This is a genomic window from Leptospira wolffii serovar Khorat str. Khorat-H2 (assembly GCF_000306115.2).
Lineage (GTDB): Bacteria > Spirochaetota > Leptospiria > Leptospirales > Leptospiraceae > Leptospira_B > Leptospira_B wolffii.
The window spans coordinates 382,330-398,569 of record NZ_AKWX02000007.1; the positions used below are offsets into that span (position 1 = coordinate 382,330).

Below are 16,240 nucleotides of genomic sequence, written 5' to 3' on the forward strand. Positions count from 1 at the left end.
AGGGCGGGAGGCGGCCAAAAATCTCCAAAAAAGATTTTTGAAACGTGTAGGAGTTCCTTCTGATTTTTCCAGTTTATGTCCTCAAAATCGTAAGGAGAATTTACAAAACCGCCGATCCTTAAAGGGAGTAGAGGTGCGTAAATGATTAGAGGAATGTATACAGGATCCAACGGGATGATCGTGCAGCAAACCCGGATGGATGTGATCGCCAATAATCTCGCTAACGTGGATAAGACCGCTTATAAGAGAGATACGACCCTATTCAAGACGTTCCCGGAAATGCTGATCCATAGGTTCAATGAGGACGGAGTCGGTAAGGTTCCAATGGGTTCCTTCGATACGGCGCCGGTGGTCGGTAAACTAGGGTTAGGTGCCGAGGTGAACGAGATCTACACTAGATTCGAACAGGGAGCCGTGAAGAAAACGGACAATCCTTTCGATCTCATGCTCCAAGATAGACCCGGTTCGGAGCATCCCGCATTCTTTAGCGTATTGACTAATAGAGGGGAGAGACTTTCTCGCTCCGGCGCATTCGTTCTGGACACCAACGGTTTTCTCGTAACCCCTCAAGGATTTCCTTTGATGGGTGAAAACGGTCCGATTAAAGTCGCCAGAGGAAATTTTCTCATCAAGGAAAACGGAGAGATCTGGATCAATGGAGAGATCGGAAACGATCCTCGCAATTCCGTAGGCGCGGATAAGAATCGATTTGAGACTCCCGTTCTTTTGGATAGAATTAAGGTTCGAACCGTAGAGAATCCTCGCCATCTGGATAAGGAAGGAGACTCCTTCTATAACGATACTCCGGAGTCCGGAGAGCCTAGACCGTTTAACTTGGACGAAGAGCCGAATATTCTCCAAGGTTATTTAGAAGCTTCTAATGTTAGCGTAGTTACCGAAATGGTGGAGATGATCGAAGTCAATCGTTCCTACGAGGCCAACCAAAAGACGGTCCAAACCCAGGACACTATGCTAGGCAAGCTCCTGAACGACGTGCTGCGTTAAAAATAACCTAGCTCCAATCCTCACAGAGCCTTCCTCTTCCTTCTGAACTAAAGCGTCGAGTCCGATGACTTTCGCGTTCTTGAGGAAGGCAAATTCATTCAGATACAGAGTCGAGTATTCTGGTGTTGTATAGCAATATGCACCGAAGGAAGTTTTGAGTAATCTCTGGTTTCCTTCTGCTACTTGAGAATGAACTCCGTGCTTGCTCCATCTATTTCTTGCCCAACGATACCTTCCTTCTTTTGATTTTGCATTATGATTTACTGATCTATGATTTCTATATATTCCCCAGAGCCAACGGTATCCTTGGTCCGTGAATAGCGGAGTTCGAATTGGCAAATGTTCTTTGATGATTGGTCCGAGTGTATTTGCTTTTTGATTTGGAACTGAGTGAAAGAACACAGGTCCACCTTTGATTGCAATTGTATGAACTAAGGTTCCGATCTGTCTTCCACCAAGTTTATCCGAGAGATATATGGACGCAGTAGCTCCACTGTGGCGGAAACGTTTTCTTCCTTTGTTTGCTCTTGCAGATGCAGAATACAAAACGGCAGTATCTGCACATATATAGGAACGCTTTGCCATTTTCTTTGTTATATTCGTATTCTCGTTTGGAGGCAAGTTGAAGTCTTTAAATTCATCCTCCAAGAGTTTGAATGTTATTTGTTTATATTTATCTAATTGTTCTGATGCAAAGACTTGGAATCTTCTTTTGAGTAACAGAGCTGCTTTATATGAAATACCTAATCTCTTGGAGATCTCTGTTGAGGTGAGAACTTTTGGATGTTGGATGAGAGATTCGTAAAATACATATCCGAACATCCAGAGTGGAAGTTTGCATTGATGAAGGGGAGTGTATGCTAGTCTTGAAGTTTGGTAATGGCAAACTCTACAACGAATTAGATCCGGTCGAGTTGAGATTTCTTTGTCCAGTATTTGATTCTCACAGTGAGGACATTTCTTTTTGTAGAAGTCCTGCAAGATCTTCTTTGTGATCTGCTCGAAGAACTCTATTCTGATTCCTGCATGTTTGAATTTGCTAGAGGTATTTACTGCTGACTTGTTTTTCTTACCGTCTTCCGACTTTTCCATCTGCGCGCGCGATTTGTGAGCAATGGTTACAGGGGATCGTTAAAAATCCTTTCCTTTCTTCCGCGCTCTCGGATTGACAGCAAAAGCATCCCTACCTCCACACATCGACTCATCATTAACGAGCACATCCAAGCCGAATACATTCGCATTCTTAATGAAGCTAAACTCATTCAGATAGAGTTGAGAGTATTCTGGCTTTATGTATCCGTAAGAAGCAAAGGCAGTTTTAAGGACCCTTTGATTCCCTTCTGCTACTTGGTTGTGAACTCCATTCTTACTCCAGCGATTACGAGCAAATCTATATCTATTATCTTTTGAACGAGCAGAGTGGTTCACTGATCTGTGGTTCTTGTAAATTCCCCAAAGCCAAGGGTATCCTTGATCTGTAAAAAGTGGGGTGCAAGTAGGTAAGTGATCTTTGATGATTGGTCCTAAGGTATCTGCCTTCTGATTAGATACTGATGTGAAGAATACTGGTCCTTGCTTTATTGCTATAGTCTGGACTAATGTTCCAACTTGTCTTCCTCCCAATTTTTCTGAAAGGTATATAGAAGATGTAGCACCACTATGTCTGTATCGTTTCCTACCTTGGCTTGCTCTCTCACCTGCAGAATACAATACAGCAGTGTCTACGCATACGTAAGGCTTGTTTCTCATCTTAGAGGTGATGTCTTTGTTCTCATTAGGAGGTAATAGGAAGTCCTTGAAGTTATCTTCTAAAGCATTGAATGTAAGTTGCTTATACTTTGGTAACTGATCAGAAGCGAATAGTTGAAACCTTCTCTTGAGTAAGCTGGCCGCATTATATCCTATTCTTAATTTCTTACTTAGTTCTGTTGCTGTTACTACCTTAGGGTATTGGATTATAGATTCATAAAGGACGTATCCGAACATCCATATTGGTAGTTTAAAGTGATGTAGGGGAGTGTAACTTAGTCTTGATGTAAGGTATCTACACTGAGGGCATCTAATTAAGTCGGGCCGAGTTGAGATTTCTTTATCTAAGATTCTGCCATTACACTCAGGAGTTGGGCACTTCTTTGGGCAGAAGTCAGTTAGTATCTTCTTGGTTATCTGGGTGAAGTAGGGTGTGTTGAGAGCAGGATTGTAGTGTTTAGGTAAGGTTGACTTAAATGGGAAAGTTGTTATATTCTTATTTTTTGATACAGGGGGAGCGGTTCGGATTTGAGGGAAAGGAGGTCCTCGGTTTGGATAGCCTAGTCACATAAAATCGGACACCTTTTTTGCTCAAAATGAGGTAAAGGTGAATATGAGTAGGACAGGAAAATACTCTCCAGAGTTTAAAGAACAAGCAGTAAAACGGACATTGTCCGGTTCTTTTACGATAAAAGAAGTAGCAGAGTCGTTAGGAATCAGCTACTTTGTATTGCGTCAATGGAAGGCTGAATACGTGAAGAAGTCAGAAGAACAAAATCCCCCGACAGACAAGCAACTGAAAGAGAACGAAGAATTGAAGAAACTTCGTAAAGAAGTTCACCGCCTCAGGGAGGAGAATGCGATCTTAAAAAAGTATTCAGCCATGCTTTCGAAGGAACAAAATCTCGATTAGAGTTCATGGAGAACAACAGGAGATTGTTCTCTGTTAAAAGCATGGCCAGCTTATTCAATGTATCTCGATCTGGATTTTATGAATTTGTAAAACGAAGAAAGACCGCAATCGAGAAGTATGATCCTAAGTTTTTGAAATTCATCTATGATACTTGGAAAGATAACGATCAGAATTACGGATTTCTTAGATTATTTCGGGAAGTGAAGAAAGTATATCCTAACTATGGAGCCCGTTCAGTTCGAAAAGTAATGAAACTTTGCGGAATAAAGGGAAAGCAAGAGAAAAGATTTAGACCGTTCACGACAGATTCCAGGCACTCTAAAGGTATTGCCCCTGATTTAGTTGTTAGAAACTTTAAGAGAGCTTCGATGAATGAGGTCTGGGTATCGGACGTAACCTATCTTCGTTCTTCTCTGGGTTGGCTTTATCTTTGTGTTGTTTTAGATCTATATTCTCGAAGAGTGGTCGGCTGGTCTTTAGGTCTTCGTAACGACTCGGATTTAGTTAAGTCCGCTCTCTTGAGGGGGATTGAACTTAGAAATCCACCGAAAGGCCTCATCTTTCATTCGGATCGAGGATCAAACTATTGTTCTAAAGAAACCCGACAACTTCTAATGTCGAACAGAATTAGAAGGAGCAATAGTCGAAAAGGAAATTGCTGGGACAATGCAGTCTCAGAATCTTTCTTTAGCACTCTTAAGAGAGAGATGAAGTATAACTATTTCTATAGATTAGAAGAAGCCCAAGCAACAGTTTTTGATTATATAGAAGTTTATTATAATAGACGAAGATTACATTCTTTTTTAGGATACGTGAGTCCCGTTGAATTTGAAGAAAAAGCGGCTTAAAAGGTGTCCACTAAAACGTAACTAGGCTAGGATTACGAGTATTACATATTCCGAATTCGTTCCAAAGTTGAGTAGGAGTGAAGGATTGTTTAGGATGGTCGATTTTTGAGTGTTTTAAAGCAGTTTGCATGGTTTGCGTTTTTGTTATTTTTAAGGAACTAAAACGATAGACATGATTAAAAGAAAAGTAAAAAATGAAAATTTATGCGAGTATTTTTTGTTGTCATTCTTGCGGGATGTTAACAGAAATCTTTAAAAGGTGGAGAAGGTGGCTTGTTAGTCTGACTACAGCTTAAGCCGAGATGGTTGTCCAATTTGAGAGCGGTTCGGTGAAATTCCTAAACTTCTGAATTGACCTATGGAAAAACAGATTAAAAATAGCAACCTGACCGATGGCTCTAAAAAAATCTGAACTTTACTCTTCCATCTGGCAAAGCTGCGATGAATTACGCGGCGGTATGGATGCCAGCCAATACAAAGACTATGTGCTCGTTCTTTTGTTTATAAAATATATCAGCGACAAGTATAGCGGTGGTATGTACGAACCTATAAAAATACCCAAGGGTGCGAGTTTCAGAGATATGATCGCACTAAAAGGTAAGGCAGATATAGGAGATCAAATTAATAAGAAAATTATTGCTCCACTTGCAAAAGCTAACAAGCTTTCCGACATGCCTGATTTTAATTCTGATAAATTAGGTAGCGGCAAAGAAAAAGTAGAAAGACTTGGTAACCTGATTTCGATATTCGAAAACCCTGCATTAGATTTTTCCAAGAACCGCGCGGAAGGTGACGATCTTTTAGGTGATGCGTACGAATATCTCATGCGTCACTTTGCTACCGAAAGCGGAAAGAGTAAGGGACAATTTTATACTCCGGCTGAAGTGAGTCGCGTAATCGCTCAAGTCATCGGAATTCGTTCTGCAAAAACAGGACCTTCTACTAGTGTGTATGATCCAACTTGTGGTTCTGGTTCTCTGCTTTTGAAGGTAGCTGACGAAGCTGAAACTGATGTGACTCTCTATGGGCAAGAAAAAGATAGTGCGACGACCGGACTTGCTCGAATGAATATGATCTTGCATAATAATCCAGGTGCACTGATCGAAAATGGAAATACCCTTTCTGATCCAAAGTTCAAAGAAAGAGATAAACTTAAAACCTTCGATTACGTAATTGCAAATCCACCGTTTAGCGATAAGAGATGGAGCACAGGAATTGATACTGAAAAGGATCCATACGATCGATTTGAGCCGTTTGGTGTGCCGCCAGGTAAGCAAGGTGATTATGCATATTTGCTACATATTGTCCGTTCGTTAAAAAAAAATGGTAAGGGAGCTTGTATTCTTCCTCATGGAGTTCTTTTCCGGGGAAATGCAGAAGCGGAGATTCGAAAAAATTTAGTAAGGAAAGGATATATTAAAGGGATTATCGGTCTCCCTGCAAACTTGTTTTATGGTACTGGAATTCCTGCGTGTATCATAGTAATTGATAAAGAAGATTCTCAAGCAAGAAAGGGAATCTTCATGATGGATGCAAGTTCCGGCTTTATCAAGGATGGAAATAAAAATCGTCTGCGGTCGCGTGATATTCATAAGATTGTGGATGTGTTTATTAAACAAGATGATGTCGCTAAGTATGCTAGAATGGTCCCGCTTGATGAGATTGAAAAGAATGAATTCAATCTGAATTTGCCTCGTTACGTTGATTCCCAGGAAGAAGATGATCTGCAAGACATCAATGGGCATTTGCGAGGTGGTATACCTGTTCGCGACATTGATGCACTTTCTGCTTATTGGAAGATTTGTCCTGGACTCAGGAATACTCTTTTTAAAGAAAATCGTCCGGGATATGTGGATCTTACTGTTTCTAAATCAGAAATCGAAAATGTGATCTTCAACCATACAGAATTTAAATTGTTAGTTGATAAAATGAATGCCCATTTTGGTGCTTGGAAAGAGAAAAAACTTTCTGCTTTGAAAAAATTAAAACCTGGGTTTCTGCCAACGGAATTTATTTCCGAACTTTCAGAAGGGCTACTTTTGCATTACGAGGGTCAGCCGTTGATCGATCGATACTCCGTGTATCAACATCTCATGGATTATTGGGGCGATATTATGCAGGATGATTGTTACTTGATTTCTAAAGGTGGATGGAAAGCAGAAACGTATCGTGTGCTTGTTAAAGATAAGAATGGCAGAGATAAAGATAAAGGTTGGGTATGCGATCTTATTCCGAAAGAGCTGATCGTGAGTCGATTCTTTAGTAGGGAAAAGGTGGCACTCTCTGAATTGCAAAATGAGTTGGAAGAAATTATTGCACAAATGCAGGAATTGGAAGAAGAAAACGGCATCGATGAAGGTGTATTCTCGGGACTGGAAAAAATCAACAAAGCATTAGTGAATGCGCGTCTGAAAGAAATTGCCAATGATTCGGATGCAAAAGAAGAAATTCAAGTGTTGAAAAATTGGCTTAGACTTTCAGATCAAGAAATAGAATTGCGAAGGCAGGAAAAAGTAAAGGAAGCAGAACTCGATGACCTAGCTTATAAGAAATATCCCAAATTAACTGAATCTGAAATCAAGATGCTGGTTGTGGATTACAAATGGCTCACGCAACTCGATATGGCGGTTCATGGGGAAATGGATAGAATTAGCAAGATGCTTAAGCAACGTGTTAAAGAACTTACAGAACGTTATGTAACGCCTCTGTCTGAATTTACGAAAAAAGTAGAGGATCTGGAAGTAAAAGTTGCAGCGCATTTAAAGAAGATGGGATTCCAATGGAACTGAAGTCGGGTTTCAAACAAACCGAAGTCGGTGTGATTCCCGAGGACTGGGAAGTTAGAACTATGGATACTTTTGGTCGTATTATTAGAGGTGCTAGTCCGCGTCCTCAGGGAGATAGGCGATACTTTGGCGGGAATATTCCACGATTGATGGTGGAAGACATCACTCGTGATCATCACTGGGTTACAGCAGAAACAGACTTCCTAACTAACGAAGGTGCTAAAATGAGCCGATATTGCAAGCGCGGTACTCTTGTAGTTGTATGTTCAGGGACCCCAACCGCAGTTGGTTTACCGGCGCGGTTGGCTATAGATGCGTGTATCCATGACGGAATTTTGGCTTTTCAGAATATTGAATACAATGTGGAGCTCGATTTTCTATTTCATGCTCTCGCGGCGAATCAAAGTAAACTTCATTCCGCAGCAACGCATGGAGGCACTTTTGTAAATCTCACGACTACAGGATTTGGTCAATTTCGGATTGCAAAGCCTACGTCCCTACCTGAGCAAAAAGCAATTGCGGAAGCATTAGGCGATGTCGATTCACTTATTGAATCTCTAGAACAGCTCGTCGAAAAGAAAAAAAACATTAAGCAAGGAGCCATGCAGGAATTGCTTACAGGGAAGAGGAGATTACCGGGGTTTAGCGGAGAATGGGTCGAAAGAAAGTTAGGGGACCTCGCTATTTTTGCTAAAGTGGGGATTAATCCTGCAATAACGCCCGATGCAATATTTGTCCACTTTAGTTTGCCAGCCTTTGATTCGGGTGCCGAACCGATTGTAGAATTTGGATCACAGATAGGAAGTAGTAAGCTCCGCGTACCTCAGGGGGCAATTTTAATTTCAAAGCTTAATCCTAGGATTTCTCGTATTTGGGCACCAGCACATGTTCCTGATAATGCCATATGTTCTACAGAATTCTTACCCTTGGTACCCTACTCACATTACCATCGCGATTATTTAACATTTATTTTCAAGTCTGAGCCGTTTCAAGCTCAACTAGTATTAAATGCAGTAGGTACAACAGGAAGTCACACACGAATACAACCTAATCAAGCGCTGCAATGTACCTTTTGGATCACTGTTGACATGAAAGAACAAATTGCCATCGCCGCCATCCTCTCCGAAATGGATTCCGAAATCTCCGCACTTGAAGAAAAACTTTTCAAAACACGCGTGATCAAGCAGGGGATGATGCAAGAATTGCTAACGGGTAGGATTCGTCTAGTTCAGCCAGCTGTAATCTAGAGAGGAATATATGAGCCAGATCTCCGTATCCGAACGAGTTACCCAAAACCGTATCATTCAACTTTTTCAAAAACAACTCGGCTATAAGTATCTCGGTAATTGGGAAGCAAGAGAAGGGAACAGTAATATTGAAGAAGAGTATCTGTCTGCTTGGCTTAAAAAACGAGGAATTCCGGAACAAAAAATAAATTCGGCCATATACGGGTTTAGAACAGAAGCAAATCATTCCAATCGTGATCTCTATCACAATAATATGGCTGTCTTTAGCTTGCTTGTTCACGGAGTTACCATCAAATTAGATGCTGCTGAAAATGCAGAAACTATCCATCTCATTGATTGGGATGATCCAGATCAGAATGAATTTGCGATTGCGGAAGAAGTAACTTTACTTGGTGTTGCTGAAAGAAGGCCGGATCTTGTTCTTTATATTAATGGAATCGCAGTTGCAGTTATAGAACTGAAGCGCGGAAGTGTGAACCTTAGCAACGGGATTGGACAACTAATATCGAATCAAAGTAAGGAATTTAATGCATGGTTCTTTAGTACGGTTCAATTTGTTTTTGCCGGTAATGATTCAGAAGGAATGCGATATGGAACGATAGGAACTGAAGCTAAGAATTTTCTAATCTGGAAAGAAGACGAATTGGACAATGATCTTCTTAAGCTTGATAAATATTTAATAAAGATTTGTAAGAGAAATAGATTCCTCGATTTGATGCAAAACTTTGTATTATTCGACGGAGGCAAAAAGAAAGTTCCTCGTGTTCACCAGTATTTCGCAATCAAAGCCGCTCAGAAAAATGTAAAAGCTCGTGCCGGTGGTATCATTTGGCATACCCAGGGAAGCGGCAAAAGTACAGTAATGGTTTATCTTGCACGTTGGATTTTGACCAATAATCCAAAGGCGAGAGTGGCTGTAATAACCGATAGGGATGAACTCGACAAGCAAATTGAGGGGGTTTTTCGGCAGGTTGGAGAGTCGATCCATAAAGCGAAAAGTGGTAAGGACCTTATGTTGCAGCTTGGCAAACCGAGCCCTCGTCTCCTTTGTTCTTTAATTCACAAGTTCGGGAATAAAGAAACGGAAGATTTTGAACAGCTGATTAGGGATCTTGAATCTGAGCCCGCAAAGACTTACGGCGAAATTTTCGTTTTTGTAGATGAATGTCATAGGACGCAAAGTGGCAAACTCCACAGATTGATGAGGGCGATTATGCCTAATGCTGTATTTATCGGTTTCACCGGTACACCGTTGCTCAAGAAAGATGCTGCTACCACTCTCGAAGTTTTTGGAAAATACATTCACACATATAAATTTAATGAGGCGGTGGAAGATCAGGTTATATTGGATTTAGTCTATGAAGCTCGAGATGTGGATCAACATCTAACATCCAAGGAAAAAACAGATGAATGGTTTGAAGCTTCCTCAAAGGGGTTAAATAAATATCAGCAGGATGAATTGAAGCATAGCTGGGGAACAATGCAAAAACTGCTCAGTTCTAAATCCAGAATGGAACGAATTATTGGAGACATTATGTTAGACTTTAAAACGCGTCCAAGACTTTCCAGTGATCGAGGGAATGCAATTCTCGTAGCCTCGAGTATATACGAAGCGTGCAAATATTACTCTCTCTTGCAAGGAACTCCCTTTAAAAATCAATGTGCGGTGATTACATCTTATAATCCCAAAACTCGCGATATATCAGAAGACGATATGGGAGCGAATACAAAGACAGACAAAGAATTCATCTATGATACCTACGAAAAGATCTTAGACAATATTGTCTCTAAACCAGCCAAAACAAAAGCCGAAACCTATGAAGATATGGCACGCAATATGTTTGTAGATGAACCAGCAAAGATGAAACTTTTAGTCGTTGTTGACAAGCTATTGACCGGATTTGATGCTCCCGCTTGTACATTTTTATATATAGATAAGTCTATGCAGGATCATGGGCTTTTTCAAGCAATCTGTCGAACAAATCGCCTAGATGGGGATGACAAACAATTCGGATATGTAGTCGATTACAAAGACCTATTTAAAAAAGTAGAAAACGCAATTGCTGTCTATACATCTGAACTGGACAATTCTTTTGATGGCACAAGCTCTGCAATCTTACTAAAAGATAGAATTGCAAATGCGAAAGAAAAATTAGAAGAAGCAAGGGAAGCATATGCGCTGCTTTGCGAACCAGTAAGGCCTCCGCGAGCTTACCTTGATTTTCAGCATTATTTCTGTGGTAATACGGAAATTCCATCTGATTTAGAAGAACGAGAACTACAAAGATTTCAATTGTATAAAGCAACGGCGGTTCTGGTCCGGTGTTATTCGAACTTGAGTAATGATCTTGATCGGGCTGGATATACCCCTAAAGAAATTGAGAAAGTTAAAGTAGAAGTGAAAGATGCCGTTGAACTTAGAGATAAAATTCGAATGGCTTCCGGAGAATACTTGGATTTGAAGCCGTACGAAGCTGATATGCGTCATTTAATAGATACATATATTCAAGCGGACGAACCCCGAAATATTTCGCCATTCGGGGAAATTGGATTACTTGATCTAATAATTAAGAGTGGAATAGCAAAGGCAATTTTCGATCAACTTGGCAAATTCAAAGGGGACATGGAGTCCATTGCTGAAACAATTGAGAACAATGTTCGTCGAAAGATCATTAAGGAACATTTGAATGACCCTAATTTTTATGATAAGATGTCCGAGTTGTTGACTGAGATTATTGCCGATCGAAAGGCGAAGGCGATCGATTATGAGCAATATTTAAAGAGAATTGCTGAGTTGATTAAGAATTTAGATTCCGGAAAAACGGCGGACACACCAAAGACATTGAACACAAAGGGAAAATTGGCTTTGTATCATAACTTGAACCAAAATGAATCCCTTGCGCTCCAAATCGACGCAAAGATACTTTCGATCCGACCTGATGATTGGAGAGGTATTTTGCCTCGAGAACAAATCATAAAAAAAGGACTTTTCGAAATTCTCGGCAGTGAAGAAGAAGTTGAAAGGATTTTTCCGATCGTTAAGCAACATTCAGAATACTAATGGATTCCAGTATTAAATTAGGCGAAATAGTAATTCATGTGACCCGAAAGGATGTTAAAAATGTCCATCTGAGCGTTTATCCTCCGAACGGCTCCGTACGTATAGCGGCTCCAAGTCGAATGACTCTCGATACAATTCGCCTTTTTGCCCTAGCCAAACTCTCTTGGATTAAGAAGCAGCAGCGAAAATTTCTCGAGCAAGAGAGAGAAACAAAACGGGAATTTTTGGAAAGAGAGAGCCATTATATCTGGGGGAAGCGAAAACTACTTAAGATCGTTGAAAATGCAGAAAGTGATCTAATAGAAAATCATCCTCGACAAATTGTCATAAATACTCGCCCTACAACAAGTGATCACAAAAAAGAAATTCTTCTGGAAGCCTGGTATCGTGAAGAGCTGCGTCGAGAATCTCTGCCACTGGTCGCAAAATGGGAGCGATTAATTGGGGTAAGTGTAAAGGATATCTATATCCAAAGAATGAAGACGAAATGGGGAAGTTGCAATCATAGAAAACAGTCGATTCGTCTAAATACCGAGCTCGTAAAAAAGCCACGAGAATGTTTGGAATATATCTTAGTCCACGAGATGATTCATATCCTTGAGCCTAGCCATAATAAACACTTTCGAGTGCTAATGGATCAGCATATGCCGCAATGGAAACATTATCGAGTTCTACTGAATAGTTTGCCTGTTCGCCATGAGAACTGGTACTATTGACTCTACTTAGGATGAATAAATTAAGTTTGGGTTTATCTTTGAGATTTCAGAAAATACGTTTTATACTAAGCTATGGACTATACCTTCCTCAGATTACACTTATGACTTTTTTTAAGTTCAATTGAACATAATTAGTTGCTAAAGATATGATTTTTTATCACTTTTCTCTGAATGATTATAAACCAGGCCATGTACTGAAAAATGATTCTCATCACGATATGATGACTTTGCATCATGATTTTGAAACTGAAATGGAAAATTTCAGAAAAGAGAAATTTCCTACTCTACCATCTCGGTTATTGTCTACATATGTAGTTGATAGTATGAAACAAGTTAAGTTACTTAGGGATCGATATGCGAATTGGAAGGATTGTTTTCTTTATGAAATTGAATATAATCATGGCAATTACCATGCTTTTAATATGGACCTAATTAAGCTCATTCAGGTAGTAAAAGGTGATGGGAATTTTGATGATCATATCAAATATGATCTTATGAACTCGTATTTTCTTAAAAAATCCGTTTTTGATGTAGATCTTTCAAGTATCAATATTTGTGCAAAATTATATTCTATGGATCCAACGGATAATAAATACGGTGTCGAAAAATTAATATGGGAATGTTTGCTGCCGAATGATTTGGTTATCAAAAACAAAATTTAAATATTTATATTTTATAATGTTTAGGTCGTTTAGAATTTTAGATGATAAATATCTTAATAATAATCAGGTAATTATTACTCTAATTTCGAATCTTATCCAAGGCTTATATATTCTTAAAATTCGAAGAATTCTTGTACATTAGCTCCAAGTCGAAAGGCAACACGGATCAGAGTGTGAATAGTTGTACAATGTTAGTATTCACCTGACACTTCTTCTGAACGCTTGTTCTAATTTTCTGCTTGGTGGACCTCCGATTCTTCTGTCTTAATGCCCTCAATGAAGACTTGAAAAGGAGTTCTTCCGTTCATGTTTCTACCTTGGTGCGCCCTCTTGTAATTGTATTCTTCAAAGAAGAGATGCAGATCGATCTGCATCTCTTCGATCGACTCATAAAATTTAGTTCTACCGGCGATCCTGAATAACTTCGTATAGCATACATTATACGAAGTTATACGACCTTTAAGACTAAGTTGTTGAGCGACCTTTAGGCATCCATGAGTCGGATGATGTAAAGAATACTCTAAGACTTCATTTTCGATTTCTTCACTGACTCGGTTAGGGTGAGGCCCATTGGCTCCCGGGATTCTATCTAAGAGACCTTCAGCTCCATAGGTTTGGAAGTTCCTTCGTATTTCGTAGAACTGTTGACGGGAATATCCCATGATCTTGCAGGCTTTGCTTACATTTTCTAATTCATTTGCAAGCTCTAATAAATTTAGCTTTCGTCTAGTTGCCTTAACTGTTGCATTGGTGTTGGTGGTCATCGGTTTCTCCTGATGTAAATAATTTTGTCGTTAAAATCATTTTTCTTTCAGAAGAGGCTGGGGCCACCGGTTTTTCGGTGACTGTCAGGTGAATACTAGCTCAGCACATCAGGTGCAAGGAATACTCGAGAGTCTGATTTCTCTTCCGACCGGTTGCCTGCAATCTATCGGCGATTCAATCTGGCGACGAACGGATTGGGGAAACCAGTAAAGCTTCTCCGTTCAAATTCCCGGTCTTGCCACCGACTATATGGATATTCTAAAAAGGATCCGTGGGGGAATCCCTTTTTTCCCACGAATCTTCATTAGTAATCCCGTACGAATTTTCCCATATATAAGTAGTTCTACGTAGCGCTCCTTTTGTTCCGATATGATTTTCGAAAGAGCGGCGGTGTGGCACATTTATTCGCCGATGGAACGGTTTCGATAGATCCGATCTATCCCAGGGAAGGGTGTTCTTTTCTTTCCGAAAAACGACTACATTCTCCTGAGATTCAGCTACACGAATAATCCCTCCAAAAGGAACTTCTCCTGTTCGGAATCGATCCGAATAGGAAATACCGCTTATACAAACATCTCGATTCGAGGAGAATATATAGATGAAGATCATTATTACGGGTTCGCTCGGACATATCAGTAGACCGTTGACGGAAACCTTAGTTCATAAGGGACATTCCGTTACTGTCGTCAGCAGCAAACAAGAAAGGAAAAAGGAAATAGAAGCTCTGGGGGCCATTCCTGCGATCGGTAGAATGGAAGACGCGGAATTCTTAACGAATATCTTCCAAGGCGCGGATATCGTTTACGCTATGGAAGCGGTCGGTTACGAGAATTTCTTCGATCCGAATTTCGATCTTACGGAGGCAGCGATTCGGATTGCGACCAATTACAAAAAAGCGATCCAGAGTTCCGGCGTAAAGAAGCTGATTCATTTGAGTAGCATCGGTGCTCATACGGACTCAGGCAATGGGATTCTTGCCTTCCATTATGAGGCGGAGAAAATTCTGAGCGCCCTGCCCGAGGACGTAAATATCAAATTTATGCGCCCTGTAGGGTTTTACTATAATATGTTCGCGTTCCTGCAAACCATCAAGGCCCAAGGTAAAATCATCTCCAATTACGGGGGAGACGAGAGAGAGCCTTGGGTATCGACCTTGGACATAGCCGAGGCGATCGCGGAAGAGATCGAAAGCCCGTTTCATGGGAGAAGCATCCGCTATATCGCAAGCGACGAGGTCTCGCCGAACGAATTGGCTGAGATTTTGGGAGGGGCCATCGGAAAGCCGGATCTGAAATGGCTGGTCATCTCCGATCAGGAGTCCTTGGATGGTATGGTGCGAGCAGGAATGAATCCTAAAACGGCCAGAGGTTATATGGAAATGAACGCTGCCAGGAGAGGGGGCGCATTATATCGGGATTATTTCCGCAATCGTCCTATACTTGGAAAGACTAAGCTGAAAGACTTTGCCAAAGATTTCGCTTACGCATACAATCGCTTGGATTAGGTTTTTTCGAAAGTGACACAAACTCCGTATAGAATAAAGACCGTCAGCGAATTCCACCAGCTTCGGGGTTTGCCGAAGCCGGAACATCCTTTGATCAGCGTGGTGGATTACGAATTGATTCGGCATTCTCCCGAATTCAATGCAACAAGCTGGACTCTCGATTTCTATTCTATTTCGCTGAAAAGAAACTCCGCTGCAAAAATGAAATACGGACAACAGGAATACGATTTCGACGACGGTATCCTTTTCTTCATGGCTCCGGGGCAGGTATTTCGGGTCGAAATCAACGGCGAACCTAGGCCGGAACATTCGGGTTGGATCCTGCTCATCCATCCGGACTTTATATGGAATACCGGTTTGGCCAAGAATATTAGGAAATATGAATTTTTCGATTATTCCGTGAACGAGGCTCTATTTCTATCCGAAAAGGAAGAGACCGCTTTGAACCAAATCGTAGGGAATATTCGTCAGGAATACCATTCCAATATCGATTCCTTCAGCCAAAATATCATCATCTCTCATATCGAGACCCTCCTCAATTACGCCGAGAGATTCTATCATCGGCAATTCATTACGAGAAAGATCTCGAATCATAAGATCCTGGCCCTATTGGAGGAAGCATTGGCCGGTTATTTTCGAGAAGGTGATTTAAAGCAAAAAGGATTGCCTTCGGTGCAATACGTAGCGGATATTCTGGGCGTTTCTCCGAACTATCTGAGCGGACTCTTGAAAGTTTTGACCGGACAAAGCACTCAACAACATATCCACGACAAGTTGATCGAAAAAGCGAAAGAGAAATTGTCCACGACCGATTTGCCGGTAACCGCGATCGCTTACGAATTGGGCTTCGAGCATTCCCAGTCCTTCAGCAAATTATTCAAGAGTAAAACGAATCTTTCCCCTCAGGAGTTTCGGCGTTCGTTTCATTGAGTTCCGATTCGCGGTTTTTTCGGTCCGGTATTTGCAAGCTGCTCCGGAGGGATT

Annotated in this window: 11 protein-coding genes and 1 pseudogene; 9 read left to right on the forward strand and 3 right to left on the reverse strand. The window is 40.8% G+C overall.

The genetic code is table 11. From position 1 onward, the window contains the following. Positions 1 to 141: 141 nt before the first annotated feature. Positions 142 to 1,005 (forward strand): flagellar hook-basal body protein, encoded by an 864-nt coding sequence (locus LEP1GSC061_RS06065; protein ID WP_040508098.1) that lies wholly within the window; start codon positions 142 to 144, stop codon positions 1,003 to 1,005. On the opposite strand, the gene LEP1GSC061_RS06070 is transcribed toward LEP1GSC061_RS06065, so the two are convergent. Both LEP1GSC061_RS06070 and LEP1GSC061_RS06075 read right to left on the reverse strand, forming a co-directional pair. Further along, positions 973 to 2,097, reverse strand: coding sequence for a transposase (locus LEP1GSC061_RS06070; RefSeq protein ID WP_016544555.1), 1,125 nt, complete (start codon positions 2,095 to 2,097; stop codon positions 973 to 975). The two genes, LEP1GSC061_RS06065 and LEP1GSC061_RS06070, sit on opposite strands and share 33 nt — an antisense overlap. A gap of 39 nt (positions 2,098 to 2,136) precedes the next feature. Beyond that, positions 2,137 to 3,246 (reverse strand): transposase, encoded by a 1,110-nt coding sequence (locus LEP1GSC061_RS06075; RefSeq protein ID WP_198014250.1) that lies wholly within the window; start codon positions 3,244 to 3,246, stop codon positions 2,137 to 2,139. A 121-nt stretch (positions 3,247 to 3,367) separates the two neighbouring features. Between LEP1GSC061_RS06075 and LEP1GSC061_RS06085 the strand changes: the two genes are divergently transcribed. From LEP1GSC061_RS06085 to LEP1GSC061_RS06110, 6 genes are all read left to right on the forward strand, one after another. After that, positions 3,368 to 4,515, forward strand: a protein-coding gene (locus LEP1GSC061_RS06085; RefSeq protein WP_156844504.1) for an IS3 family transposase whose coding sequence is annotated in 2 segments (ribosomal slippage) — positions 3,368 to 3,632 and positions 3,632 to 4,515 — 1,149 coding nt in all. Because the reading frame shifts where the segments join, the coding sequence is not laid out codon by codon here. 392 nt (positions 4,516 to 4,907) lie between these two features. After that, positions 4,908 to 7,304: a type I restriction-modification system subunit M gene (locus tag LEP1GSC061_RS06090; RefSeq protein ID WP_016544303.1), complete on the forward strand. Its 2,397-nt coding sequence runs from the start codon at positions 4,908 to 4,910 to the stop codon at positions 7,302 to 7,304. Beyond that, positions 7,295 to 8,548, forward strand: a complete 1,254-nt coding sequence (locus LEP1GSC061_RS20795; RefSeq protein WP_016545095.1) for a restriction endonuclease subunit S — start codon at positions 7,295 to 7,297, stop codon at positions 8,546 to 8,548. Before LEP1GSC061_RS06090 ends, LEP1GSC061_RS20795 begins: the two co-directional genes overlap by 10 nt. Before the next feature lie 10 nt (positions 8,549 to 8,558). After that, positions 8,559 to 11,609: a type I restriction endonuclease subunit R gene (locus tag LEP1GSC061_RS06100; protein WP_016544562.1), complete on the forward strand. Its 3,051-nt coding sequence runs from the start codon at positions 8,559 to 8,561 to the stop codon at positions 11,607 to 11,609. Continuing rightward, entirely contained in the window at positions 11,609 to 12,325 is a 717-nt protein-coding gene (locus LEP1GSC061_RS06105) for a M48 family metallopeptidase (protein ID WP_016544620.1), read from the forward strand. Before LEP1GSC061_RS06100 ends, LEP1GSC061_RS06105 begins: the two co-directional genes overlap by 1 nt. A 146-nt stretch (positions 12,326 to 12,471) precedes the next feature. After that, entirely contained in the window at positions 12,472 to 12,987 is a 516-nt protein-coding gene (locus LEP1GSC061_RS06110) for a hypothetical protein (RefSeq protein ID WP_156844505.1), read from the forward strand. 455 nt (positions 12,988 to 13,442) lie between these two features. Here the strand turns inward: LEP1GSC061_RS06110 and LEP1GSC061_RS22100 are convergent. Further along, a pseudogene (locus LEP1GSC061_RS22100) lies at positions 13,443 to 13,751 on the reverse strand (helix-turn-helix domain-containing protein); the annotation flags it as partial. A gap of 599 nt (positions 13,752 to 14,350) precedes the next feature. Between LEP1GSC061_RS22100 and LEP1GSC061_RS06125 the strand changes: the two are divergent. Together LEP1GSC061_RS06125 and LEP1GSC061_RS06130 are read left to right on the forward strand one after the other, a co-directional pair. Then, positions 14,351 to 15,256, forward strand: coding sequence for an NmrA family NAD(P)-binding protein (locus LEP1GSC061_RS06125; RefSeq protein ID WP_016544401.1), 906 nt, complete (start codon positions 14,351 to 14,353; stop codon positions 15,254 to 15,256). 12 nt (positions 15,257 to 15,268) lie between these two features. Continuing rightward, complete coding sequence (locus tag LEP1GSC061_RS06130; RefSeq protein WP_040508103.1) at positions 15,269 to 16,186, forward strand: helix-turn-helix domain-containing protein; 918 nt, start codon at positions 15,269 to 15,271, stop codon at positions 16,184 to 16,186. Positions 16,187 to 16,240: the final 54 nt, after the last annotated feature.